Annotated in this window: 21 protein-coding genes; 14 read left to right on the plus strand and 7 right to left on the minus strand. The window is 71.6% G+C overall.

Going from position 1 to position 24144, the window contains the following annotated elements:
- Positions 1–88: 88 nt before the first annotated feature.
- Positions 89–1258 (plus strand): winged helix DNA-binding domain-containing protein, encoded by a 1170-nt coding sequence (locus BMY07_RS05090; RefSeq protein ID WP_092775261.1) that lies wholly within the window; start codon positions 89–91, stop codon positions 1256–1258.
- 13 nt (positions 1259–1271) lie between these two features.
- Here the strand turns inward: BMY07_RS05090 and BMY07_RS05095 are convergent, their stop codons facing one another.
- Positions 1272–2060 (minus strand): CmcJ/NvfI family oxidoreductase, encoded by a 789-nt coding sequence (locus BMY07_RS05095; RefSeq protein WP_092775262.1) that lies wholly within the window; start codon positions 2058–2060, stop codon positions 1272–1274.
- Positions 2061–2317: 257 nt separating this feature from the next.
- Here BMY07_RS05095 and BMY07_RS05100 point away from each other — a divergent pair, with 257 nt between their 5' ends.
- Positions 2318–3136: a hypothetical protein gene (locus BMY07_RS05100; RefSeq protein WP_143073363.1), complete on the plus strand. Its 819-nt coding sequence runs from the start codon at positions 2318–2320 to the stop codon at positions 3134–3136.
- Positions 3133–4056: a hypothetical protein gene (locus tag BMY07_RS05105; protein WP_092775264.1), complete on the plus strand. Its 924-nt coding sequence runs from the start codon at positions 3133–3135 to the stop codon at positions 4054–4056. Before BMY07_RS05100 ends, BMY07_RS05105 begins: the two co-directional genes overlap by 4 nt.
- Before the next feature lie 270 nt (positions 4057–4326).
- Here the strand turns inward: BMY07_RS05105 and BMY07_RS05110 are convergent, their stop codons facing one another.
- Both BMY07_RS05110 and BMY07_RS05115 read right to left on the minus strand, forming a co-directional pair.
- Positions 4327–5073 (minus strand): galactose-binding domain-containing protein, encoded by a 747-nt coding sequence (locus BMY07_RS05110; protein ID WP_092775265.1) that lies wholly within the window; start codon positions 5071–5073, stop codon positions 4327–4329.
- Between the two features lie 252 nt (positions 5074–5325).
- Positions 5326–6552, minus strand: a complete 1227-nt coding sequence (locus tag BMY07_RS05115) for an MFS transporter (RefSeq protein WP_092775266.1) — start codon at positions 6550–6552, stop codon at positions 5326–5328.
- 430 nt (positions 6553–6982) lie between these two features.
- Here BMY07_RS05115 and BMY07_RS05120 point away from each other — a divergent pair, with 430 nt between their 5' ends.
- The 7 genes from BMY07_RS05120 to BMY07_RS05150 all read left to right on the plus strand — a co-directional run bounded on the left by BMY07_RS05120 (position 6983) and on the right by BMY07_RS05150 (position 15017).
- Positions 6983–8035, plus strand: coding sequence for a class I SAM-dependent methyltransferase (locus BMY07_RS05120; protein WP_143073365.1), 1053 nt, complete (start codon positions 6983–6985; stop codon positions 8033–8035).
- A 36-nt stretch (positions 8036–8071) separates the two neighbouring features.
- On the plus strand, positions 8072–9493 hold the full coding sequence (locus BMY07_RS05125) for an iron-containing redox enzyme family protein (protein WP_092775268.1): 1422 nt from the start codon (positions 8072–8074) through the stop codon (positions 9491–9493).
- Positions 9481–9846: a Rieske 2Fe-2S domain-containing protein gene (locus tag BMY07_RS05130; RefSeq protein WP_092775269.1), complete on the plus strand. Its 366-nt coding sequence runs from the start codon at positions 9481–9483 to the stop codon at positions 9844–9846. Before BMY07_RS05125 ends, BMY07_RS05130 begins: the two co-directional genes overlap by 13 nt.
- Positions 9831–11072 carry an ATP-grasp domain-containing protein gene (locus BMY07_RS05135; protein ID WP_092775270.1) on the plus strand — a complete coding sequence of 414 codons (1242 nt, stop codon included), beginning with the start codon at positions 9831–9833 and terminating at the stop codon, positions 11070–11072. Before BMY07_RS05130 ends, BMY07_RS05135 begins: the two co-directional genes overlap by 16 nt.
- Positions 11073–11488: 416 nt before the next feature.
- Positions 11489–12955 carry an amidase gene (locus BMY07_RS05140; RefSeq protein WP_092775271.1) on the plus strand — a complete coding sequence of 489 codons (1467 nt, stop codon included), beginning with the start codon at positions 11489–11491 and terminating at the stop codon, positions 12953–12955.
- On the plus strand, positions 12952–13611 hold the full coding sequence (locus BMY07_RS05145; protein WP_092775272.1) for an HAD family hydrolase: 660 nt from the start codon (positions 12952–12954) through the stop codon (positions 13609–13611). The genes BMY07_RS05140 and BMY07_RS05145 overlap by 4 nt, the downstream gene beginning before the upstream one ends.
- Positions 13608–15017: an MFS transporter gene (locus BMY07_RS05150; protein ID WP_245782213.1), complete on the plus strand. Its 1410-nt coding sequence runs from the start codon at positions 13608–13610 to the stop codon at positions 15015–15017. The genes BMY07_RS05145 and BMY07_RS05150 overlap by 4 nt, the downstream gene beginning before the upstream one ends.
- Positions 15018–15020: 3 nt before the next feature.
- Here the strand turns inward: BMY07_RS05150 and BMY07_RS05155 are convergent, their stop codons facing one another.
- The 4 genes from BMY07_RS05155 to BMY07_RS05170 form a co-directional block, all read right to left on the minus strand.
- Positions 15021–15920, minus strand: a complete 900-nt coding sequence (locus BMY07_RS05155; protein ID WP_092775273.1) for a proteasome assembly chaperone family protein — start codon at positions 15918–15920, stop codon at positions 15021–15023.
- A gap of 86 nt (positions 15921–16006) precedes the next feature.
- Positions 16007–16762 (minus strand): TetR/AcrR family transcriptional regulator C-terminal domain-containing protein, encoded by a 756-nt coding sequence (locus tag BMY07_RS05160; protein ID WP_092775274.1) that lies wholly within the window; start codon positions 16760–16762, stop codon positions 16007–16009.
- A gap of 12 nt (positions 16763–16774) precedes the next feature.
- A complete protein-coding gene (locus tag BMY07_RS05165; RefSeq protein ID WP_092775275.1) occupies positions 16775–17815 on the minus strand; it encodes an SWIM zinc finger family protein in 1041 nt (346 codons plus the stop codon).
- Positions 17812–20553, minus strand: a complete 2742-nt coding sequence (locus tag BMY07_RS05170; RefSeq protein ID WP_092775276.1) for a DEAD/DEAH box helicase — start codon at positions 20551–20553, stop codon at positions 17812–17814. The genes BMY07_RS05165 and BMY07_RS05170 overlap by 4 nt, the downstream gene beginning before the upstream one ends.
- A 212-nt stretch (positions 20554–20765) precedes the next feature.
- On the opposite strand from BMY07_RS05170, the gene BMY07_RS05175 reads away from it, so the two are divergent.
- The 4 genes from BMY07_RS05175 to BMY07_RS05190 are packed head-to-tail and all read left to right on the plus strand — an operon-like array spanning position 20766 to position 24105.
- Positions 20766–21263, plus strand: a complete 498-nt coding sequence (locus tag BMY07_RS05175; RefSeq protein WP_092775277.1) for a YbaB/EbfC family nucleoid-associated protein — start codon at positions 20766–20768, stop codon at positions 21261–21263.
- Positions 21260–22774, plus strand: coding sequence for a WXG100 family type VII secretion target (locus BMY07_RS05180; RefSeq protein ID WP_092775278.1), 1515 nt, complete (start codon positions 21260–21262; stop codon positions 22772–22774). Before BMY07_RS05175 ends, BMY07_RS05180 begins: the two co-directional genes overlap by 4 nt.
- A gap of 21 nt (positions 22775–22795) precedes the next feature.
- On the plus strand, positions 22796–23464 hold the full coding sequence (locus BMY07_RS05185) for a hypothetical protein (protein WP_092775279.1): 669 nt from the start codon (positions 22796–22798) through the stop codon (positions 23462–23464).
- Positions 23461–24105, plus strand: coding sequence for a hypothetical protein (locus BMY07_RS05190; RefSeq protein ID WP_143073366.1), 645 nt, complete (start codon positions 23461–23463; stop codon positions 24103–24105). The genes BMY07_RS05185 and BMY07_RS05190 overlap by 4 nt, the downstream gene beginning before the upstream one ends.
- The last annotated feature ends 39 nt before the right edge of the window (positions 24106–24144 follow it).

The raw sequence follows: 24144 nt of genomic DNA on the forward strand, positions 1-24144 counted from the left end.
GGGCGGTTCACTGTCGCACCCGGTGGAGTGGCGAACTACCCACCGCGGCGGGATCTCACGCCCGGCCGGGGGCTGGGATGATGGCGGGATGCGGCATGTGTCGGATGAGGAGCGGCGGGCTCGGCTGGGGGTCCGGCACGGGATCGCGCCCGGGGCGCGGGTGGGGTCCGTGGAGGCGGCGGCCCGGGCGGTGGGGGTGTTGCACGCGACGGAGCCGGCGACGGTGTACCTGTCCTGTTGGGCGCGGGTGGGGTCGGTGGGGGTCGGCGATGTCGACCGGGCGCTCTACGAGGAGCGCGGGCTGGTGAAGCAGCTGGCGATGCGGCGGACGTTGTTCGTGTTCCCGAGGGACCTGTTGCCCGCGGTGTGGCCCAGCGCGTCGGCGCGGGTGGCGGGGACGGAACGCGCGCGGATGGCCAAGGACGTCGTGCGGACCGGGGTGGCCGAGGACGGGGACGCGTGGCTGGACCGGGCTCGTGCCGAGGTGCTGGCCGTGCTCGCCGACGCGCCGGAGGGGCGGACCGCGCTGGAGATCCGCGAGGCGGTGCCGATGATCGGGGTGAAGGTCGCGGGCGCGGCGGGTGAGACGTGGTCGGCGCCGCGGGTGCTCACCCACCTCGGCGCCACGGCCGACATCGTCCGCGGCGTGAACACCGGCCGCTGGAACACGTCCCGACCGCGGTGGACCCTGACGCGGCACTGGCTCGGCGGCGTCCCCGCGCCGTTGGGGGCCGCCGAGGGGTACCGGGAGCTGGTGCGCCGGTGGCTGCGCGCGTTCGGCCCCGGGACGGAGTCCGACATCGTCTGGTGGCTCGGCTCGACCAAGGCCGTCGTGCGGACCGCCCTCGCCGACCTCGCCGCCGTCCCCGTGTCCCTCGACGGCGGCGACACCGGCTGGCTGCTACCGGAGGATGTGGCCGAGGCCCCGGACCCCGGCCCGTGGGTGGCGCTGCTACCGGTCCTGGACCCGACCGTGATGGGCTGGAAGTCCCGCGACTTCTACCTCGCCCCGCACCGCGACCAGATCTTCGACACCCGCGGCAACGCGGGCACGACCGCCTGGGTGAACGGCCGGGTCGTCGGCTGCTGGCTCCAGGACGCCGCCGGGGTCGTGTCGGTCCTCCTGCTGGAGCCGGTCTCCCCCACTGCCCGACGCGCCCTGGACGACGAGGCCGCCCGACTCACGTCCTGGCTGAACGGCCGCGTCGAATCCGGCTACATCGCCCCAGCAGCCAAGGCGGCCCGGCAGTCCCAGTAGTCTTGCTGGTCCACTAAGGACGGAAGACGCACATCCAGCGGACCTCGATGCTGCGCCGCAGCGGGGTGCCGGGCGGTGCCGGGACCTCGATGGCGGAGTGCAGGCAGGTCGGGGTGCGGTGGGGCCGGGTTTCCAGCTGCTTGAAGAGGATGAGCTCGTCGGGGGCGAGGTCGGGGTAGTAGTAGAAGCGGTGGGCGGGGTTGTGCAGCGGGACGGTCTCCAGGTTCTGCTCACCCGCGCCGTCGTAGCTGTAGAGGCGGGTGTCGGCCGGGTCGGCGGTGCGGGCGTCCAGGAGTGCCAGGGGGTTGCGGGTGGCGGGGTGGTCGATCGGCTGCCAGGTGTTGTACCAGGCGAAGTCCCAGGGCCGATCGCGGTCGAGTGCCAGACCGAGCCGCGCGACGCGGTCCCAGGAGTAGCCGAGCGGGTCCGTCAACGGCTTGTCGCCGTGCAAGAAGCCTGCGTACCCCGCCTCGAAGTCACCCGGATCACCCCATCGGATGAAGTGGTGGGTCGCGACCACGTGATCCGCCCCGGTCACCCGCCGCACCAGGTCGGCCACTGCCCCCAGGTACTCGCCTTCCACCGCGACCGGATCCCGGAAGTCCGTCTCGGCCCCGTACCCGACCCGCTCGAACCCGGTCGTCTCAACCCCACAAGACATCCCCCGGGCGTCGTGCACCCGAACCTCGTGCTCCACGGTGTTCGCCACCATCGAACCCCACTCCGAGATGGTCGGCACCCGACCATCCCCGCGCCAGCGCGCCGCGAGATAACGGACCTTCGCCTCGACATACCCGACCATCCCCGAACCCCCGTCCTGCACGGCGGAGATGACGGCCCAAACCCCAACCCGACACCCCCCGGCTGTCGCCACCCCACTATACGGACTCCGCTCGCCCCCTCCCCCGGTTCACCGCCCCCTCCCGAACCACTGACGCGACAAACCCAGCGCACACAGGACATCTACTGGGCAGATCGCGATCTGTTCACCCATCCGTGTGGCGTCGCGCGGTAGTTTCGGGCTCCGCGCCGCGGGGGTGAGCGATGGAGGTGTCGAGCATGACCGATCCGCCCAGCACGCACTTCGACGGGGATTCCGCCTACCTGGCCAACACCCTCCGCCACGAGCCGACCGACCTGCTGCTCAACGACTCCACCGGGATCGATCTGGTGCGCCACGCGCAACGGCAGGCATGGCGGTTGGGGGTGGTGGCGTTCGCCTTCTGCCTGGTGATGGCCTACGTGAACAGCAGGGCGTTCGACAACGCGTACCACGGGGACGACGCGAGTTACTGGTTCGTGGCGGGAATCGTGGCCATGCCGCTCGTGGCGGTGCTGCGGTGGACAGTCTTCGCCCGGCGTACGAAGAAGGCGGAGGCCATCAGCGAGTGGTACACCCTGCTGCCCGACAGGGCCGAAGCGGCGGAATCGGTGTACAGCCACATCGCGGGGCGGTTGCGGGACCGGCAACTCCCCGTGCAGGACTACGTCGCCAAACGGGTGCCCACCCGGTACAACACGACCGGCAACCGGTTGGTCCTCGTCGACGGCAACCACGTCGTGTACGTGTCGGTGTTCCGGTACGGGACGAGCCTGTACCTCGGGTGGAGCATGTGGCGGATCCGCAGTGGCGCGGACCTGTACCAGATGTCGCAGAACGAGACGAGAGCGGACTACCGCGACTACATGGGCCGGATACTGAACCTGGACCGGCTCAAGGCGATGCGCGAGGCCGTGCACGCCGTGTGCCGGGAGGCGTTGCACACCGCGGTCCGGGACGTGAAGGTCGCCGAGGGGTACGGCTTCCCCGCGGGTATGCCCCCGATCGAGGGGTTGCCGTACGGGAGCGCGCCCGCTGTCGCACCCCCGCCCACGTGACGGGGATCGTGGTCGCGGGCCGGGGCGACCACTGGTGGGCATGGGCGGCGTCGCGGGTCATGCCTGCCGCCGCGCCGTTCGCGGAGACTGCGTCAGCCGCGGCACCGACGCACAACGAGCACGCCGGATCCGCGGGCACCGTGGTCCAAGTCGGCCACGTGGCGGGCGGGGTGCACCTGTACGCGGGCGAGGCTCTAGCGCCCGACCACTCCGAGTGGCTGCGGTCGGCATGGGCGTACGCGACGGGTGCGGTGATGGAGATGCGGTACATCACCCGCGCGGGGCGGGTAGAGGGCTTCCTGCTGGTGCGGGCCGAGGGAGCGGAGCGGGAGGAGGTCGAGCAGCAGGTCATCCGGTTGCGGTCCTGCCTGGGCGCCATGCCGGGACACTCGACCGCGGTGCCGGTCAGGGACAAGGCGGAGACGTGCGAGGTGTTGGCGCCGTTCGAGCCACGGGGTGGTGTGGTCGAGATCCGCAAGCGGCTGACGGCGCACCGGACCAGTCGGGACGACGCGTCGAGCCCCTGGTTGGCCGCTGTGACGCCGTTCGCGTACCGGCGGCAACCGTGGGAACCGCTGTGGTCCGCCATGGCGGGACTCCCGTTCCGCGCGATGCTGTCGGTCGGTCTCGCGCCCTTCACCATCGGTCCCGGATTGCGGTCACACCTCGCCGCCCGCGCCACCGAGTTCGGTCGACTCGCGCAGGTAGGCCCACCGCCCACCGGTGTGTGGAGCGCCTACCGACCGCCGGATGAGTTCGCTGTCGCCGCGCTGCCGCTGGTCGCTGACGCTGTCCGGCGCTACACCGACCAAGCCTTCCTGACTCGTGTATCGCTGGCGGGAGAACAACCTGTGCCTACCGTCCTGGCCGAACTCGCCGCCAACACCATCTCCCCACCCGAACCCATGCCGGATTCGTAGGCGCCTGCCCAAAGGTAGAGACGCTTGACCACGCGGATACCGCTACCGCGTGGCACAACCTCACCACGCTCACCTTCGCCCCATGGTCATCCGACATCCAAGAGCATCCCCCCGGCGCGATCGGCGAGGTAGAACGAGTCCTCGCCTCTATTACTGACATCGACGAAGCCGCTGCCGTCTTCCGACTCCCCTACCGAGGCGCGGCAACCGCGTCGCTGTTCGCGGAGCCGGCGTGACAGGGGCGGCCCGGGCGGGCCGCCCCCGCGGGGCTCAGTACGCGAACGCCTGGATCTCGTTGACGCGGACGTAGAGGGGTTGGTGGGAGGGGCCCACCTTGGCCAGGATGCGGACGCCGCGGGTGTTCTTGGCGCCGAACCAGACGTTGACCCTGGTGTTGGTGTTGTAGTTGTAGGTGGCGACGGTGTCCCACCAGCCCTCGTTGCCGTGCAGGACCTGGACGTCGAAGTCGCGCAGCTGGTAGCCCTCGCTGGTGAACACGACGATGTGGCTGACGCTGCGCAGGGTGGACCAGCGGACCTGGACCCACTCGGGGGTGATGGTCGGCGAGCGGTCCTTGGCGCTGGACCAGCTGTGGTCGCAGCCGACGTCGGCGCTGGTGTCGCCGTCGTTGACCCGGTGGGCATTGTAGCCCGCGAAGGTGGACGAGGCCGTCGCGGAGCCGGTGCGGGCGAAGTTCTCGCCCGGCAGCGGCGGGGTGGAGCTCGACGGCGGGAAGGTGGTCAGCCCCGCGGCGGCCGGGGCGGGGGTGTAGGTCGGGCGGGGGGTGGACGGCGTGGTGGTCGTCGTGGTCGGCGAGGTGTGCACGTCGCACGGGACGGGCTGGTTCGACGTCGACGGCACCGGCGACAGCTTGACCGACCCCGGCGCGGAGGTGAGCGGGGCCGCGGCACCCTCGGGATTCGGGGTGGCGGTGGCGGTCGGGACCACCACCCCCAGGACGGTGGCGGTGAGCAGCGCGAGCGCGGCCGGGATGTTCTTGCGGGCGATCAGGGGCACCGGCGTTTCCTCTCGGGGTGGGGAATCCCGCGGACCTCGGCGGTAGGACGGCCGCGGCGAGTCGCGGAGAGTATCGGGACTGCTCCCCCAAGTTAGCGAAAAGAATCAGCAAAGGGAACGGTCGTGGTACCGGTGCGACCATTCGCCGGTATTGCGGTGATCATCGAAAAACTCACCCGCGGAACTGTCACACCGTCCTGCTCGGACCATTCCGAAACGGCGGGCAACAGGTCGTCCCCCCGCTGGGGTATGTCATTCCCAGCGGCGCGCGGAAAGCGAACTCGATGCCGTTTCCCAACCGAGGAACAACAGCGGGGTCGCCAGCAGCAGCACGCCCGCGACCGCGATCGCCGCCCGGGGACCGGTGACGCCCGCCAGCACCCCCCACAGCGCGGTGAGGGCCGCCGTGCCCGCCTTGGTGGTGACCGACCAGGCCGCCAGCGCGCGGGTGAGCCGGTCGGTGGGGATGCGCTGGAGCCGGTAGGTCGCCGCCAGCGGGGTGAACACGCCGACGCAGGCGATCAGCCCGAACTCGACCACGACGACGAGCAGCAGTCCGGCGAGGCCAGGGCCGACGAACGCCAGCCCGATCGGCCAGCACACCCGCAGCACCCCGGCGGCGAGCAGGACCTCCCGCTGCCCGAACCGGTCGACGAGCCGCCCGACCACCCGCGCGCCGATGAGCCCGCCGAGGCAGGGCAGCGTGAAGACCAGGCCGTACTGCCACGGCTCGAACCCGAGGTCGACGAGCATCATGACCGTCAGCAGCGGCGCCGTGGCCATGATCAGCCCGTTCACCAGGACGGTGTTGGCCAACAACGGCCGCAGTTGCGGACTCGCGCGCAGATAACGCCATCCTTCGAGCACGCCACCGGTCTCCGCGCAACGCCGAGCGGGAGGTGGTTCGGTGCGGCCGATCGCGCGGATTCCGGACGCCGAGAACAGGTAGCTCACCGCGTCGGCGACAACGGTCACCACCGGGCCGAGGAATCCGATCGCCGCCGTGCCGATCGGCGGGCCGACCGCGGTGGCCAACCACGTGGTGGTCTCGAACCGGCTATTCGCGACAAGCAGGTCATCCGGACCCACCAGTGATTTCACGCACGCCCCCGCCGCGGCCCGGAAGACGATGTCGGCCGCGGCGACGACCACCGACACCACCAGCAGGTGCGCGAAGGTGAGCAGTCCGAGGGCGAACGCGGCGGGCACGCTCAGCAGCGCCGCGAACCGGGTGAGGTCCATGCCGACCATCACCGCCCGCTTGCGCCGGAACTCGACCCACGCCCCCAGCGGCACCGCGATCGCGGCCCCCACCGCCTGCCCCGCCGCCGCCAGCAGCGACACCGCCGCGGCCCCCGCCTGCAGCACCAGGATGGCGATCAGCGGGAACGCGTTGAACGCCAGCCAGGTGCCGAACGTGCTCACCGAGTACGCCGCCCACAGCCACCCGAACCCCCGACCCAACGACCGCGTGCCCACGGGGCGACAGTCAACCCCCCGGTCCGCCCCGGCCCGCGCGCGGCCCCCGGGTAATGGCAGGCCATTTCCGGCCGTGCGATTTCCGGAAAGCGTCAACCGGTATGTCCAGAATTCACCGACATCGCCGGATCAACGCGCGCGGGAGGCAATCGTACCCCCGTCCGGCCACCCCCGCAGAACGGAACAATGGGGTCACCCAGCGGAGTCGGCGCCGGTCGGACTGGGCCAACCGGGCTTCGATTGGTTTGGACCATTGACATGCGTCGTGGGTTTGGCACGATGAGGGAGATGGCCGTTGCGGCCAGTCCGGAATTGATCTGGGGCCGGGGAATCGCGTCAAGGCGAACGCGATCGGCAGTAAACCGCGGCGGGCCGACAACGGCCCGGCGGAACGCGACAACACCTTTTGGCGGGGGCTCAAGGGATGACGGTGAGCGAGAGCGCACGTGTGCCGGTCGAGGACCGCGCACCGGTCGGCGCCGAGGACAGACTCGTGGTGGCGGCGGCCGAGGCGAGCCACCAGCGGGCGGTGCAGGCGATGGAGCTGAACCGGGACGCGGTGGCGGCGTTGCAGTCGGACAACGGTGGGAGATCGGCGATCGCGCGGGTCGCGCAACGGTCCATCCCGCGATGGCACTTCGCGATGCTCAACGACGCCGAGCGCAACGATGCGCTGGCGGTGGCCGTGGAGCGGCAAGTGCGGCCGGGCATGCACGTGCTGGACATCGGGTCCGGCAGCGGGCTGCTCGCGCTGATGGCGGCCCAGGCCGGGGCCGCGCGGGTGACCTCGTGCGAGGCGAACCCGATCCTGGCCGAGATCGCCCGGCAGGTGGTGGCCGCGCACGGGATGGCGGACCGGGTCGAGGTGGTGACCGCGATGTCCACCGACCTCGTCGTCGGCAGGGACCTGCCGCGACCGGCCGACGTGATCGTCTCGGAGATCGTGGACTGCGGCCTGATCGGCGAGGGCCTGCTGCCCACGATGCGCCACGCGAGAACGCACCTGCTGGCCCCCGGCGGCCGCGTGCTCCCGCCCTCGGGCAGGCTGCACGGCGCGTTGCTGGAGAGCGAGGTGGTGGCCGGGTTCAACCGGGTCACCGAGGCGGCGGGCTTCGACGTCAGCGCGTTCAACGTCACCGCGACGATCGGGCACTTCCCGGTGCGGCTCAACACCTGGCCGCACCGCGTGCTCGGCGGCTACGAGCCGCTGGTGGACTTCGACGTCCAGCACGGCGACCTGGACGACGGCACGCGGCGCACGGCGCTACGCCCGGAGACCGACGGCACCGCGCACGGGGTCGTGGCCTGGTTCGAGATGGACCTCGGCGGCGGGGTCGTGCTGCGCAACTCGCCGGACAACGTGGGGTCGCACTGGATGCAGGCGTTCCTCCCGTTCGACGAACCCGTCGCGGTGCGCGCGGGACACACCATCGATGTCGAGATCCGTTGGCAGGAAACACAACTGTTCGCAGCAGTGCACTGAGACCGCAGTGGCTCAACGATTCGACGGGGAGAACGCATGAGCGACGTCGGACCACACCGCCCGTTCGAGCTGGGCGGCGCCGACCTGAGGGACGCGATCAAGCGCTACACCAGCAACCCCCTCTACCTCGACAACGAGGAGTGGGAGAACGACGACAACCCGTACCGCAGGCAGCTGCGCCCGCAGGTCGTGGACCACCTGGACTTCGACCGCGTGCTCGGCCGCGCCGAGGTCCTCGACTACGAGAACCTCGCCGCGCACCGGATCCTGACCACGATCTACGAGAACGACCTGGTGTTCTTCCCCAAGTCCGGTCTCGCCGACGAGCGGAAGTGGTCGGACTTCAACGCCTTCTACAGCTCGTCCAACCGGGTGCTCGGCGAGACGATCCGGCCCGCGCTGGAACGCCACTCCTTCGGCTTCCTCGACGACGAGGTCGAGGTCGCGGGCGACTGGACCCGCGACTCGCTGGAGGCCTACCTGCGGGCCGTGGAGGACACACCGCAGGAACCGTCGCTGTCGGAGCAGGCGATCAGCAACTCCAGCGACCCCGAGCGGGCCGCGCGCATGTGGCTGATCCAGTACGCCCCGGACTTCCTGTCCGAGGCCTCGCCGATGATCCGCAACGTGCTGGGCTACTACGGCCCGGCGCAGTCGGAGTGGTTCAAGGTGGTGATCGACGAGTACGGCTACGGGGTGCACGAGACCAAGCACAGCAAGCTGTTCGAGGACACCCTGACCTCCGTGGGCCTGCGCACCGACCTGCACCACTACTGGCAGTACTACCTGTCCAGCAGCCTGATGGCCAACAACTACTTCCACTACCTCGGCAAGAACCACGAGCTGTTCTTCCGCTACCTCGGCGCCCTCTACTACACCGAGACGACCCTGGTGGACTTCTGCCGCCGCGCCGACGCGCTGCTGCGGTCGGTGTTCGGGGACACAGTGGACACCCGGTACTTCACCGAACACGTGCACATCGATACCCACCACGGCCGGATGGCGTTGGAGAAGATCATCCTGCCGGTGGTGGACGCCTGCGGGCCGCGGGTGATCCCGGAGATCGTGCGCGGGTTCGAGGAGTTCCAGGTCGTCGCCGGGATCGCCGACGAGGACTTCGCGCGGCAGATCGCCTGGATGGACGCCGGGCCGCGCAACAAGCAGCTGCACGCGCCGGTGTGGGACGCGATCCGCGCGGGCCGGGTGACCGCGCCGGTCGCGCACATCGTGGAACCCAGGGGCGAGCTGTCGAACACCCACTGCCACAACGGCGACGAGCTGTGCCACATCGTGTCCGGCACGATGAGGTTCGTCAGCGGCTTCGACTCGTACCAGATCCTGGAGGCGGGCGAGGGCACGGTGATCAACGGCAACCGGTTGCACGGGGCCATCATCGAGTCCGAGGAGTGCGTCTACGAGATCCACTCCGTGGGGGACTACGAGAAATGCTTGTCCTGACCTTCGCGGTCAGCGGCGCGGGCAACTGCGTGCGCGTCGCGGGCGCCCCGTACGTCTACGCCCGGTCCCGGTTCGGCTCCTTCGTGCTGCCCGCGCGGTGCCCGCACCGCGGCGGTCCGCTGCACCTGGGGGTGTTCGAACCGGACCGGCCGCGCCTGGTGTGCCCGTGGCACGAGCGGGCCAGCTCGGTGACCAGGGCGATCACCGCGGGCGTGCCCGTGGTGCGCAACGGGAACCGGGCGACCGCGGTGTTCCCGCACCCGCCGGGGACCCCGCACGAGCTGACCCACCTTCCGCTGTCCCCCGACCTCGGGGGCACCCACTCGCAGGAGCGGCCATGCGCCCAGCGGTGATCGTCGACCCGTACACCTCGGGCGCGTTGTTCGCGCCCGCCTTCCACGAGGCCGGGGTGCCCGTGGTCGCCCTGCTCTCGAGCCCGGCGCCGCCCGAGGTGTACGCGGCGTCGTTCCGGCAGGAGGACTACGCCGAGATCATCGTCCACAGTGGTCACACCCAGCGGCGGCTGCGCGAGCTGGACCCGGTGTGCCTGCTGCCCGGCTGCGAGTCCGGGGTCGAGCTGGCCGACGCGCTCACCGCCGAGGTGTTCCCCGAGTGGGCCAACGTGCCCGAGCTGACCCCGGCGCGCAGGCACAAGGGCGCGATGGCCGAGGCGGTGGCGCTGGCCGGGTTGCCGATCATCCCGCAGGTCTGCACGGCCGACCCGGACGAGGTGACCGCGTGGATCGCCAAGTACGGGCTGGCGGGCAAGGACCTGGTGGTCAAGCCGCCCAAGAGCGCGGGCACCGACGGGGTGAGCAGGGTCGCGGGCGGGCACGGGTGGCGTGAGGTGTTCGACGCGCGACTGGGGCGGCGCAACCGGCTCGGGCTGGTGAACGACCAGGTGCTGGTGCAGCAGCACGCGGTCGGCACGGAGTACGTGGTCGACCTGTTCAGCCACGGCGGCGACCACACCGTCGCCGACGTGTGCCGCTACGGCAAGGTCGACAACGGGCCCCACATGGCGGTGTACGAGAGCTTGGAGTGGCTGGCGCCGGACGACCCGGTGGTGCCGGTGCTCACCGAGCACGCCAAGCACGTGCTCGACGCGGTGGGCCTGCGCTACGGCACCGCGCACGTCGAACTGATCCTCACCGACCACGGGCCGCGGCTGGTCGAGGTCGGGATCCGGCCGCACGGCGGCGGGCACCCCCGGTTCTGCCGGGTCGCCACCGGGGACAGCCAGGTCGACCGCGCGGTCCGGCACTTCACCGGTCGGGGCGAGGTGCCGGAGGGGTACGCGCTGCGCAAGCACATGCGGGTGGTGTTCCTGATGAGCCGCACCGCGGGGGTCGTGCGCGGGACCGACTCGCTCGCGGTCATCCCGGAGTTGGCCTCGCACCACGAGTCGGTGATCACCGTGCGCGCCGGGGACCGGATCGAGGTGACGGACGATCTGTTCGCCACCTTCGACGTGGGGTTCGTGGTGCTGGCGCACGATGACCGGCAACAGGTGCTGGCGGATGAGGCGGCGGTGCGGAAGGCGGAGGCGGGGCTGGAGGTCGTGGCTGATCGGGGGTGATGTCGGTCCACTGTGGAGTTGTCGGGTCCTCGTGGGGGTGGGTGCTCGATGGGGCGGACTTGTTTTGCGCGGGGCTCCTGCACCCTCCTGGGAAGAGCACAAAGGCGGGGCCTGAAGAGACGGCCCTCCCCCGCGCGGAGAGCTTACGGAGGGTGCCACCCCGCGCAAAACAAGTCCGCCCCATCGAGCAGTGTTCGTGTGGAGGGGCAGCTGTCCTCCACGCGGAAACCGCAGGCCCACGCGGGAGGAGTTCGGTCGTCGAGCACGTGGGCGTGGAACTAGGCGGGTGTCAGGGAACGAGCGCGGAAGTGGTTAGGGCACGGCGATAGCACGGCGATCGAGGTTTCACCCGATTGAGAAGGGGCAGTTCGACAACGGGCTGCAACGCGACGGGGATGGGCGGTGTTCTGGAAGGTATGGACAACTTCAGCCACCTGTCGGCCACTCGGCTGGCGGACATGATCAGGCGCCGGGAAGTGTCGCCGGTGGAAGTGGTCAGGGGCAGTCTGGAGCGGATCGAGCGGGTGGACCCGGAGGTCAACGCGTTCGTCACGCTGTGCCAGGAGGCGGCGCTCGACGCGGCGCGGGAGGCTGAGCGGGTGGTGGTGTCCGGGGCGCCGTTGCCGCCGTTGCACGGGGTGCCGATCGGGGTGAAGGACCTCGACCCGGTGGCCGGGGTGCGGATGACCCGGGGGTCGGCGGTGTACGCGGACCTGGTGCCGACCGAGACGGTGGAGTGCGTGGCGCGGCTGGTGCGGGCCGGGGCGATCGTGGTGGGCAAGACCAACACCCCGGAGTTCGGGCACAAGGCGACCACGGACAGCAGCCTGTTCGGGCCCGCCAGCACGCCGTTCAACCCGGCGATGAACGCGGGTGGGTCCTCCGGTGGCAGCGCGGCGGCGGTCGCGGCCGGGATGGTGCCCATCGCGCAGGGGTCGGACGCGGGTGGGTCGCTGCGGGTGCCCGCCTCGTTCTGCGGGGTCTACACGCTGATGAGCACGTTCGGGCGGGTCGCGGTTCCCGCGCGGCCCAACGCGTTCCGCAGGCTCAACCCGATGGTGTGCTTCGGCGCGCTGACCCGCACCGTCGAGGACTCGGCGCTGGTGCTGGACCTGATGTCCGGGCCGCACCCGCGCGACCCGTACTCGTTCCCGGTGCCGGACCGGGTGGGCGAGCACCTGCACCGCTCGCTCGACGGCGTGCGCGTGGCGTACCTGCCGACGCTCGGCGGCTACCCCGTCGAGCCGGAGGTGGACGCGGTGGTGCGCGCGGCGGTGCCCGCGTTCAAGGAGGCGGGCGCGCAGGTCGACGAGGTCGAGTTCAGCCTGCCGCTGCCGCACGACGAGTTGACCGCGGTGTGGCGCCGGTACCTGAAGGTGGCGCACGCGGAGTCCGTCGAGTACTCGCGGCGCCTCGGGCTCGACCTGCTGGGCGAGTGGCGGGACCGGATCTCGCCGGAGTTCGTCGAGAGCGCGGAACTGGGCGCGCTGCCCTCGGCGGTGGACGCGAAGATGGACGACATCGTGCGCACCCAGGTCCTCGACGCCTTCGAGGACCTGTTCGACCGCTACGACCTCATCGTCAGCCCGGTCAACTGCGTGACCGGCATCGCCAACGACGCGACCCGCACCACCAAGGGTCCGTCCACTGTGGCCGGTCAGGCGGTGGACGCGCAGGTGGGGTGGTCGATGACCAGCCCGTACAACTTCATCGGCAGCCCGGCGGCCAGCGTGCCCGCCGGTGTCGCGGCCAACGGGGTGCCGGTCGGGCTGCAGATCGCGGCCAGGCGCGGCAACGACGTCGCGGTGGCCGCGGCGAGCGCCGCGTTCGAGCGGGTCGCACCCTGGCAGGACCTGTACCTCGCATTGGAGAACCGCGGATGACCCTCGCGTTCAAGGCCGCCCTGTTCGACATGGACGGCACGCTCGCCGACAGCGAGCCGCGCAGCAGGTGGGCGTGGCGCACGCTGTTCCGGACCTACGGGCTGGCGCTCGACGACGTGGAGCTCAAGACGTTCTCCGGTCGGCGCGGCCAGGACGTGCTGGCCGAGCGGACGCACCTGTTCCCGGCCGACACCACGGTCGACGGGCTGTTCGACGAGGCCATGGGGTACTGGGCCGTCGCGGACGTGCCGAGCGCGGTGGCGGTCCCGGGGGCGCCGGAGCTGGTCCGGGCGGTGCACGCGGCCGGGGTGCCCGCGGCGATCGTGTCGTCGGGTCGGCGCGCGGACGTGCACGGGCTGTTGGACGAGCTCGGGCTGGGCGAGTTCTTCGCGGTGGTGGTCGCGGCCGAGGACGTGACCGAGGGCAAGCCGCACCCCGAGGGCTTCCTGACCGCGTGCACCCGGCTCGGGGTCTCGGCGGAGGACGTGGTGGTGTTCGAGGACGCGCCAGCCGGGGTGGCCGCGGCGAAGGCGGCGGGCGCGGTGTGCGTCGCGGTGACCACGACCCGGCCGCACGAGCAGTTGGCAGCCGCGGACCTGGTCGTGGCGGACTTCGTGGGGATGACCTGGCCGCCGTCGGTGGGCGCGCGTCCGTGAGCGGTCTGCCCGATGGCACGCGGTGGCCGCTGGCGGTGCTGCTCAGCGGCCAGCTGATGGTCAACGTGGACCTGGCGATCGTCAACACGGCCGCGCCGTCGATCCAGCACACCCTGCACGCGGGCGACGGCGAGCTGGAACTGGTGGTGTCCGGCTACATCCTGGCGTACGCGGTGCTGCTGATCACCGGCGCGCGGCTGGGCGCGATCCACGGCTACCGGCGGTTGTTCCTCTGCGGACTGGTCGGGTTCGTGCTGGCGTCGCTGGCGTGCGGGCTGGCGCCCGGGACCGGGTGGCTGATCGCGGCCAGGGTCGCCCAGGGCGCGGCGGCGGCGCTGATGGTCCCGCAGGTGCTCAGCGGCATCCAGCTGACCTTCTCCGGCGCGGCCCGCACGGCGGCGATCGGGTACTACAGCCTGGCTCTGTCCGGTGGCGCGGTGTTGGGGCAGCTGCTGGGCGGGGTGTTGGTGTCGGCGGACCTGTTCGGCACGGGGTGGCGGCCGATCTTCCTGATCAACGTGCCCCTCGGCGCCGCGCTGCTGGCGGCGGGCCTCCGGTACCTGCCGCGCGACGACGGGGCTCGGCACCGCGACCCGCTCGACCTGCGGGGGGTGGCGGTGCTGTCCCTGGCCTTGCTGCTGGCGGTGGTACCGCTGGTGTTCGGGCGCGAGGCGGGGTGGCCATTGTGGACATGGGCGTCCCTGGCGGCGAGCGTGCCCGCGCTGGGGTGGTTCGTGGCGACGCAGCGGCGGACGGCGCACCCGCTGGTCAACCTGTCACTGGTCCGGCGGCCCGCGCTCCGGTGGGGACTGATCGCGCACGGGGCCAGCACGTTGACGTACCTGGCGCTGTTGTTCGTGCTGGCGGTGTACCTGCAGCGGGGGCTCGGGTTGAGCCCCGCGTACTCGGGCTTCGCCTTGGTGACCTGGGTAGCCGCCTTCGGCATCGCAGGCCCTCTCCTGCCGCGGCTGCCCTCCCGGTGGTCCCACCTGATGCCCGCCCTGGGCTGCACGATCCTCGCCCTGGGCTACCTGGCCACCACCCTCACCGCGGCCACCGGCCACGCGTCCGGCCCCGTCCTGCTGGCCGTCCTGGCCATCGGCGGCTTCGGCCTGGGCTTGAGCTCCGCCGCCCTCATCACCCACCTGACCACCGCCACCCCCACCGAACACGCCCCCGACCTCAGCGGCCTCATCAGCACCAACGCCCAACTCTGGGGCGCCATCGGCGTAGCCGCCGCCGGGACCGCGTACCTGTCCCTGGCCCGAACCCCGTCCCAGGCCACCACCGCCTTCACAGTGATCACCGCGGCCTTCAGCGCCCTGGCCTTGGCCGCGGCAGGAGCATCACTCCTGGCGACCCGCGCTCGTGCCGGTCACCCTGCCGTCAGCGGGTCCGTCGGCTGAGGGTTACTGGTCGCGGGGTTGTTCGGCGAGGAAGCGTTCCAGTTCGGCGCCGAGTTCGTCGGCGCTGGGGAGGGGGTCGCCGTCGGGGACGAGGAGGCTCTGGGTGCTCTCGGCGTAGGCGTCGTACTGGCGTTCGAGGGCGGCGACGACCTCGCTGACCTCGGTGGACTCGGCTACCTGGCGGGCGATCTCGGTGTCGGCGCGGCGGGCGGTCTCGCGCAGGCCGTCGGTGCGGATGACCAGGTCGGTGGCGGAGATGACCGACTCGAGCAGGCTCAGCGCGGCGGTCGGGTAGGTGCTCTGCGCGAGGTAGTGCGGGACGTAGGCGGCGAAGCCCATGGCGTCGTGGCCCGCCTGGCCCAGCCGGAACTCCAGCAGCGCCGAGAGGTTGCCCGGGACCTGGACGCGGTTGAACGGGGACTTGTCGGTCACCAGTTCCGGCCTGGTCGCGTGCGAGATGACGGTCAGGTCGCGGGTGTGCGGGACGCCCATCGGGATGCCGTGCGCGCCCACGGCCAGCCGCACGCCCCACCGCTCGATCAGCGCCTGGACCGCGGCGACCACGGCCTCCCAGCGCCGGTCCGGCTCGGGCCCGGTGAGCAGCAGGAACGGCGTGCCGGCGGCGTCGTGCAGCAGGTGGACGACCAGTTCGGGGGTGTCGTAGTCCTCCCAGCGGTCGGTGTCGTAGGTCATCACCGGGCGCCGGGCGCGGTAGTCGATCAGGTCGTCGATGTCGAAGCGGGCGATCACCCGGTGCTCGTGCAGCTCCAGCAGGTGCTCGACCAGGGTCGACCCGGCCGCGCCCGCGTCGACGAACCCGCTGAAGTGGTGCAGCAGCACGCTCCCGGCCAGGTCCGGGACGTCCGAGTCGACCTCGAACAGCTCCTCCGGGTCCACCGCCACCGCGTACCTCCCAGTCGATCCACCGTTTCCCCCGTTCAGCGCCCGCGGACCACCGGGTATTCCCGGTGAGGGGCAGGACACAGCGATCAGCGGCGGTCGACCAGCACCGCGATGCCGTCGAGCAGCCGGTCCAGCCCGAACCGCAGGATGTGCTCGGGGCTGTACGCCGCGCGGTGCTCGGTCCCGGCGGCGGTCCCGACCCGGCTGGCGGTGGGGTGCTCGTCCGGCGTGGTGTACCTGGCCAGCCACGGCGCCTGGATCCGCCACCACTGCTCGTCGGTCAGCCCGGTGCCGCGGCGCAGGTCCTCGGCCTCGACCGAGGCGCGGGCGGCGGTGCGGACGTGCCCGAGGACCAGCGCGAGCACCGAGTCCAGCGCGATGTCGTCGAGGCCGGTGCCCTCGAGCGCGGTCAGCTCGCGCTCGTACTTGGCGATGGCGTTGGGCCCGAGCACCGGCCTGCTGGTCTCGACGTGCGCGAGCCACGGGTGCGCCAGGTACAGCGCCCAGTTGGCCATCGCCACCCGGTCCAGCCGGTCGCGCCAGGTGCCTGCCGGGTCGAGCGCGGCCAGTTCGCCGTAGGCGGTGTCGACCATGAGGTCGAGCAGTTCCGGCTTGCCCCGCACGTAGGTGTAGGTCGACATCGTGCCCACGCCGAGCGCCTCGCTCACCCGGCGCATGGTCAGCGCCGCGACGCCCTCGGTGTCGGCGACCCCCATCGCCACCCGGACGATCTTGTCGACGCTCAGGTCGGTCCGCCCGTCGCGGGACGCGGGTTCCCTGGTCCGCCACAGCAGCGCGAGGCTGCGGGTGGGGTCGGCGGGCTTGCCGCGGTCTCTGGCCATGCTGCGCACACCCTACTGTCGTACTGGATACGATGCCGCTGCCGTGAACTCGTCCGGCCTGCCCGAAGCCGCCGCCGCGGACTCGACCACGACAGCGGCGGCCGCCTCGTCGAGCACGTCCTGGGCCCTGATGGCGAGCCGGACCGCGTCCGACCACTGATCGGCCACCACCCATCCGCCACCCGCGAGCAGGTCCGCCGCGCGGCTGGCGGCGTCCGCGGCGAGCACCACCAGAGCGTCGTCGACGACCGGCGACACCATCTCGACGTCGGCCAACAACGGCGCCAACGGTCGAGCGGGGACGAGCAACGGACCCGGCGGTTCGGGCAACGGTGCTGGTTCAGCGGCCCACGCCTCGACCGCGGAGACCCCGACCCGCACCGTTGCCGCCCGCGTCGCGCCCGCCCGGGAGTTGCGCCGGTGCAGTTCCGCCATGAGGTCGGTCTCGTCCCGGCCGCGCACGAGCAGCAGCACGAACGGGTCGCGGTCGAGCAGCCAGGACACCTGGTAGGCCAACGCGGCGGCGTGCGCGCACGGGCTGTTCCACTCGGGACAGGTGCACTCCGGCTCCAGGTCGTCGAAGTCGGGCAGCAGCCGCACCCCCGCGTCGGCCGCCGCGCTGACCAGCTCACGCGGCATGTCGCGGTCGAGCAGGGCGGCGACGTGCCCGGCGCGGCGCGCGGCCTGGTCCAGGAAGCGGTCCCAGCCCGCGTCGGTCAGCTCGCTCACCCGGACCACGGTGGTGAACGGGTGCGTGTGGTCGCCGTCGTGCACGGTCGCCGAGACGCGCCCCTGGCTGACGGTGATGGGGCCGACGTACCCGGCGAAGGCGTGCGCGCGGCCCCGGCGCAGCTGTTCGCGGTCGAGGGCGGTGTCCTCCATGGACTCCGTCCAGGCGTTGCCCCACCAGGTGTCGGCGAACTTCTTGCCGTAGCGCCGATGCGGCTCGAACGCGGGGAAGGTGACCGCGTGCACCGGGGACTCGTCCGCGTCGACCTCGTCGTCGTCCTCGTCGGCGAACAGGGCGGCGAGGTACTCGTCGTCGTCGTTCATCGCCTGCTCCCCAGGGAGACGAGGCGGAGCAGCTCGGCGTCGCTCAGTTCGCTGAGCGCGGCCTCCCCGCCGCCCAGCACCGCGTCCGCGAGCTCCTTTTTGGACTCCAACAGGGTGGCTACGCGCTCTTCCAACGTCCCCACGGCCGTGAACCGGTGGACCTGCACGGACTTCGTCTGGCCGATGCGGTGCGCTCGGTCGGTGGCCTGGGCCTCCACGGCGGGGTTCCACCACCGGTCGAAGTGCACGACGTGGTCGGCCCTGGTCAGCGTCAGGCCGGTGCCCGCGGCCTTGAGCGAGAGCAGGAACACCGGTGCGTCCCCGGCTTGGAACCGGCGCACCATCTCCTCTCTCGCGCGCACCGGTGTTCCGCCGTGCAGCAGCAAGGTCGGCACGCCGGTGGCCGCGAAGTGCAGTTCGAGCAGTCGCGCCATCCTCACGTACTGGGTGAACACCAGCACCGCGCCGCCCTCTGCCGCAATGGTGCTGACCAACTCGTCGAGCAGTTGCAGTTTCTCGGAGCGGGACCGGGCCGGGGTGCCGGTCTCCCTGAGGTAGTGCGCGGGGTGGTTGCAGACCTGCTTGAGCGCGACGAGCAGCTTGAGCACCAGACCCCGCCGGGCGATGGGGGTCTCGCTGGCCCGGATCTCGGCCATCACCTCGTCGACGACGCGCTGGTAGAGCACCGCTTGCTCGTCGGTCAGCGCCACCGGGTGGTCGGTCTCGATCTTGGGTGGCAGTTCGGCGGCGATGCCGGGGTCGCTCTTGCGCCTGCGCAGCACGAACGGGCGGACCAGCGCGCCGAACCGGCCCGCCACGCGGTTGTCCCGGTCGACCTCGATGGCGCGACCCCAGGTGGAGCGGAACGCGCTCGCGGTCCCGAGCAGGCCGGGAGTCGTCCAGTCGAGCAGCGTCCACAGGTCGATGAGGCTGTTCTCCACGGGGGTGCCGGTGAGGGCGACCCTGGCCGCGGCGGGGATGGCGCGCAACGCCTTGGCGGTGTCGCTGAGCCGGTTCTTCACGTTCTGCGCCTCGTCGGCCACCACCAGCCCCCAGCGCACCCCGGCCAACGCGGCGGCGTCGAGGCGCATCGTCGCGTAGGTGGTGAGCACGAAGCCCTCGACATCGACAAGGGAGCGGGACTCGCCGTGGAAGCGGCGCACCGGTGTTCCCGGCGCGAACCTGGTGATCTCGTTCTCCCAGTTGCCGAGCACCGATGCGGGGCAGACCACCAGCGTCGGCTCGGTCGCGGCGCGCGCCAGGTGCAGGGCGATCAGCGTGACGGTCTTGCCCAGGCCCATGTCGTCGGCCAGGCAGCCGCCGAACCCGAGCGCGGTCATCCGGTTCAGCCAGCGGACGCCGCGGGACTGGTAGTCGCGCAGGGACGCCTTGAGCCCAGGTGGGCTGACCAGCGGTTCCGGGCCGCCCTCGGGGTCGGCGACAAGGTCGACGACCCCGCCGAGCCAGCCGTCGGCGACGGTCTCGACCAGCGTGTCGGCGATCTCGGAACTGCCGACCACGGCGGCGGTGAACCCGGCGAAGGCGGGGAACGGGGGCAGGTCGGGTTCGCGGGCCTTGCGCCCGAGGTCGGGCGGGACCAGCACCGACTGGCCACGCAGCGCAACGATGGGCCGCAACGATGCGACGGCGGCTGTCTCGGTGTCCGTCAACGGCAGGCCCGCGAGCAGCAGCTGCCAGCGCGTCGGCAACGGTGGTGAGTCGCGGAGGTGCGTGGCAACGTTGTCCGGGCGGGCGCCCGGGGCGTGGACGACAACCCTGGCCCCGAGGTCGCGGGACATCTCGTCCGGCCACTCGATCGCCACCCCGGCCTCGGCGAGCCGCGTCTCGGCGCCGTCGAGGAGGTCGGCCACGTCGGCGTCGACGAGGTCCAACCCGGTCGGTTCGGCGTCGGCCAGCAGGCTCTCCAGCGGGGACCAGACCGCGGCCGCCCGCCGCACGGCGACCATGGCCTCGAAGGTGGCGCGCTCGCCGAACCCGGTCTCCGCGCCGGTCCACAGGGCCTCGGCGTCGGTGATCCTGATCGGGTCGGCCAGGTCCCGCAGCCGCACGACGGCGGTGAGCCTGGTCGGGTCGCCCCTGCTCTCCAGGCGCAACGCCACCCGCAGCCCGACGTCGACCCCGGCCGCGACCTGCCTGGCCCACTCCCCCAGATCGATGGCGTCCTGGGTGTGGTCGGCCGTGGTCTCCAGGTCGGCGAACCGGGGGTCACCGGTCAGCCAGGACGCCCCCGGTGTGCGGGGCATCGTGTCCGCGACGGCGTCGTACAACGCCCGCACCAACTCCCGCGCGTCCGGCAGCCTGCCGTCTGCCACCGGGACCGCCCTGGCGGCAGCGGGCATCGCCGATGCCAAGGCGCGCAACCGTTCGACGTCAGCCACGTCGTACGGCCCGACCCGCCACGCGTCGACACCACCGGGCGAGACACCGGGCAACAACCGCCCGCGTGCGATCAGGTGCAACGCGTTGCGCACGACCGCGCCATAGAACGCAACGGAAGCCGAGACTCCGGTCTGGTCGCCCAACAGAACCGGCACCATCGCACCAACGGGCACCCGCCGCACCGGCACGGGCCGGGCGACAACGGCGCCCGTCTCGTCCGGCAGCGCCATGACGACCTCGGCGGGTACACCGGGTTCGGGCAGGTGCCCGCTCCCGTAGATCAGGAACGCCCCTGCTCGCGCCGGGTCGCCCCGTTCGAACACCAACTCCACGGCCACGCCTCCCCAGTCGTACGATACAACATACCGTACAACGTTCCAGCCTGCCACGACCCCGGCTCGCACCGGCGCGGCCCGCCTGCCGCGATCGGTCCACTGTGGACGTTACGGGCCAGTGAGCATCCCCACACCCGGCCGATGATCTTCACCGAAACCGCCCGCCACCGGGTTTCCCGGCCACTACCATCGCGGCCTGATTGGGGGCGACAACCGTGGACCAGGCCAGGTACGACGAGACACTGCGGCACTTCGCCGAGCAGGCGGCGAACGCGGCACGGCTCAAGGACAGCATCGCGCAGCTCAAGGGCAGCGCCCGCAGCACGGACGGTTCGGTGACCGTCACCGTCGCCCCGTCCGGCGCCGTCCTCGGGCTCCAGCTGGCGCCCGCGGCGATGAACCGGTCGCACACCCAGCTCACCCAGGACATCCTCGCCACCATCCGCGCCGCCCAGCAGGAAGCCGCCGCGCGGATGGAGGACACCGTCCGCCCCCTGGTCGGCGACGCCCAGTACGACCGCTTCCAAGCCGCCTTCCGCGCCCAGTCCCCCGCCGTGGAACCCCTCGGCCCCACCGCACCGCCGCCCCCTTCGGCCCTCCCGACGCCATCGTCCGCCATCCCGGCTGCGCACACCCGCAGGCCGCGCACCCCAGCCCCGCCGGATGACGACGGCGACTTCACCGACGAGAGCATCTACCGGGACCGCTCATGACCGGCATGAACATCGCGGGCGACACCCTCCGCGCGCACGCGGTCGGTTCGCGCGGCCAGGCGGAGAACTTCACCGGGCTCGCCCGGCTGCTGGAACAGGCGCGGGTGCACGACGAGTGCTTCGGCCCGCTGGGCAGGCCGATGGCGGCCACCTACTTCACGTCGCTGCGCGAGTGCCAGGACATGGCGGGCAAGGCGTCGGCCTACCTCACGCAGATCGCGGAAGCGCTCGACGAGTCCGCGGCGGCCTACGGGGCGACCGACACCGACAACGCGTCCGGCCTCAGGTCAGCGGGGCAAGGCGTCGGCTCCTTCGGCGATCTCAACAGCGCCGGCGACGCCAACCGGGACGACTACCTCGACCAGGTCGGCAACCGCGGCAGCACGTGGGCCGACGCTGGCGACAAGCTCCAGGACGCGGGCAGCCCGGCCGAGGCGGGCTTCGCGCTGGTCAACGCGCGCATGGAGCAGTTGGCCGCGATCGCGAGCCCCGGTCAGGCCCTCGTCGACAACGGCCTGGGGTTCCTGATCTCGCTGGCGATCAGCCCGTTGATCGAGTTCGTGCTGGAGCCCGCGGTCGGCGATCCGGAGCAGATGCGCAGCACCGCCAAGGGCTGGGAGAAGGTCAGCAACTGGCTGGAGCAGGTCGCGGTGCGCGAGCAGGAGCGCGCGGCGGCCACGTCGTCGGGTTGGCAGGGCGAGGCCGGTGACGCGTTCCGCGCCGAGATGGCCGAGTTCGCCGACGGTGCCCGTGCGCTCGGCGGTGACATCGCCACGCTGACGACCGTGCTGGAGACCGCGGCCGACATCTTCGACACCTTCGTCCAGGTCGTCATCGACATCATCCAGGAGTTCGTGCTCGGGCTGATCGTCGAGTGGCTGGCCGCGCTGGCGGCGTCCTGGATCACCGCGGGCACCTCGATCGCCGCGGAGACCGGGCTGACCGCCGCGCAGGTCGCCGTCACCAAGACCCGGCTCGGCACCGAGGTCGCCAAACTCCTGCACCGGCTCAAGCCGCTGATCACCCACCTCGAGGACGCCCTCGTGCGGATCAGGTCGAACAAGATCGTCGAAGCCGCGCTCAAGAAGGTCGGCAAGGTCACCGACATCCCCTGGGCCGGTGGCGTCATCGGCCGCAAGCTGGACCGGGCGAACCCCGCGCTCGGCTACATCCGCAACCACACCGACGACCTCGCGACGACGACACCGAACAACATCATCGGCAAGCGCACCTTCACCAAGGATCGCGAAGTCATCCTCGGCGAGGACGGCAAGCCCGTCGCGCTCTCCGGCGAGAAGGCACTCGCGCAGCGCGTGGTCACCACGAGCCTCGGCTACCTCGGGCTCAGCGGCACCACCGACATCGGCAGGGTCACGATGCACGGCGTCCTGGAGAACCTCCCCGGCGCAGCCGTGGAATGGGGCCTCAAACGCGCGGAAGACCACGTCGACGATCCGTCCACATCGGACGAGCGCAGGGCCGCCGAGGACCGCGGCTTCACGGTCGACTAGCGGTCGCGGAGAGGACTGCCCATGACCCACCGGAGAACCGCGGGGTTCGCCATCCACGCCCGGGTCTGGCTCCCGGACGAGCACCTGCTCTGGGCAGGCACCACCATCAGGCGCGGGTACGACGCGAAAGCGCGCAACCCCAACCCCCGCAGTCCGGGCCGGTGGCTTGCCGATGTGGTCGACGACGTGATCGACGGGGTGATCGACTCCTTTGACGAGGGCACTGGCGGCGGGTCCAGCGACGGCCCCGTCAAGCTGGCGGCGGGACTCATCATGCGCAGCGAGCCGGGCCGGGGCCGGGCGTGGTCGTTGTTCGAGGCCGTGCCGGACGACAGGGTGTTCTGGGCGTTGACCGGCACGGGATTGCACGCGGGGAAAGTGGTCACGCCGGAACCGGAACCCGAACCGCCACCGGTCGGGTTCCTCACCGCTGTCAAACAGGTCATCACGGGGCCGCAGCCGAGGCGGCCCCAGACCTTTGTGGACCGGATCGACCCGCTGTTCACCGTTCCCCGCGCGCACATCCGGGGTTTCGAGGCGGCCAGGACGTCGGCGGGGGTGATCGCCAGCATGCCGTGCCTGCGCATGACACTCGACGACGGATCCCAGTTGGACTTCCGGTTCACAAGCGACGACGACGAAGCCCCCTACCGGCGACTGGCCGCGCTGACGAACGGCGTGGTCGGATGAGCGTGCGCAAGGACCTGGAGCGGGACTGGTGCCTGCCGGGGGAACGCCTGCTGGTGGGGATATCCCCCAAGGGCCTCGACATCGGGTCCCGCGTCGGCGATCAGGTGCGGGTGCCGCACCCGCCCGCCCCCGGCGGTCCGGAGCCGGTGCCGATCGCGATCGACTACCCGACGCTGTCGGTGCACGCGCCCGATCTGCAGGGCGACGACTGGATCGAGGAGCCCGGCCTCGGGTGGTGGGCGGAGGCGGAGCAGGACGGCGACGACGCGGTGGTGGCCGCCGACCACCTCGCGGCCTGCTCCGGTCAGGCCAGCATCGCCATCACCGACCGGCGGTTCGCCGTGGTGTTCCCCGACCGGCTCCTCGCCGCCACCCGCGCGCGCCGGGCAGCGCTGACCCGGGAGAAGAGCGTGCTGAAGCGGGTCACCACGGCGCTGGACGACTGGACCACCCAGGACAAGTGGGTGTTCCGGGACGTGGTGGTGTCCCTGTGGGAGATCGACCGCGGCCGGGTCGTGCGGTGGTGGAAGGCGACCACCGGGCGAAGTGTGCCGTTCCACACGGTGGTACGAGTCGAGTTCGGGGACGGCTCCGTCTTGTCGACGCCTTGGGTTCCGCACACGTTCATAAGGGACAGTTGATCCTTCCCCCACCCGGTCCCCCGGTGTTGGCAGAAGAGG

Source organism: Actinokineospora terrae (genome assembly GCF_900111175.1).
Taxonomy (GTDB): Bacteria; Actinomycetota; Actinomycetes; order Mycobacteriales; family Pseudonocardiaceae; genus Actinokineospora; species Actinokineospora terrae.

What these genes read in the sequence shown, in the direction of transcription:
- BMY07_RS05100 (WP_143073363.1), top strand. Translation starts at nt 2,318, where the DNA reads ATGACCGATCCGCCCAGCACGCACTTCGACGGGGATTCCGCCTACCTG.
- BMY07_RS05190 (WP_143073366.1), top strand. Translation starts at nt 23,461, where the DNA reads ATGAGCGTGCGCAAGGACCTGGAGCGGGACTGGTGCCTGCCGGGGGAA.
- BMY07_RS05130 (WP_092775269.1), top strand. Translation starts at nt 9,481, where the DNA reads ATGCTTGTCCTGACCTTCGCGGTCAGCGGCGCGGGCAACTGCGTGCGC.
- BMY07_RS05140 (WP_092775271.1), top strand. Translation starts at nt 11,489, where the DNA reads ATGGACAACTTCAGCCACCTGTCGGCCACTCGGCTGGCGGACATGATC.
- BMY07_RS05135 (WP_092775270.1), top strand. Translation starts at nt 9,831, where the DNA reads ATGCGCCCAGCGGTGATCGTCGACCCGTACACCTCGGGCGCGTTGTTC.
- BMY07_RS05185 (WP_092775279.1), top strand. Translation starts at nt 22,796, where the DNA reads ATGACCCACCGGAGAACCGCGGGGTTCGCCATCCACGCCCGGGTCTGG.
- BMY07_RS05125 (WP_092775268.1), top strand. Translation starts at nt 8,072, where the DNA reads ATGAGCGACGTCGGACCACACCGCCCGTTCGAGCTGGGCGGCGCCGAC.
- BMY07_RS05160 (WP_092775274.1), bottom strand. Translation starts at nt 16,762, where the DNA reads ATGGCCAGAGACCGCGGCAAGCCCGCCGACCCCACCCGCAGCCTCGCG.
- BMY07_RS05145 (WP_092775272.1), top strand. Translation starts at nt 12,952, where the DNA reads ATGACCCTCGCGTTCAAGGCCGCCCTGTTCGACATGGACGGCACGCTC.
- BMY07_RS05095 (WP_092775262.1), bottom strand. Translation starts at nt 2,060, where the DNA reads ATGGTCGGGTATGTCGAGGCGAAGGTCCGTTATCTCGCGGCGCGCTGG.
- BMY07_RS05180 (WP_092775278.1), top strand. Translation starts at nt 21,260, where the DNA reads ATGACCGGCATGAACATCGCGGGCGACACCCTCCGCGCGCACGCGGTC.
- BMY07_RS05090 (WP_092775261.1), top strand. Translation starts at nt 89, where the DNA reads ATGCGGCATGTGTCGGATGAGGAGCGGCGGGCTCGGCTGGGGGTCCGG.
- BMY07_RS05165 (WP_092775275.1), bottom strand. Translation starts at nt 17,815, where the DNA reads ATGAACGACGACGACGAGTACCTCGCCGCCCTGTTCGCCGACGAGGAC.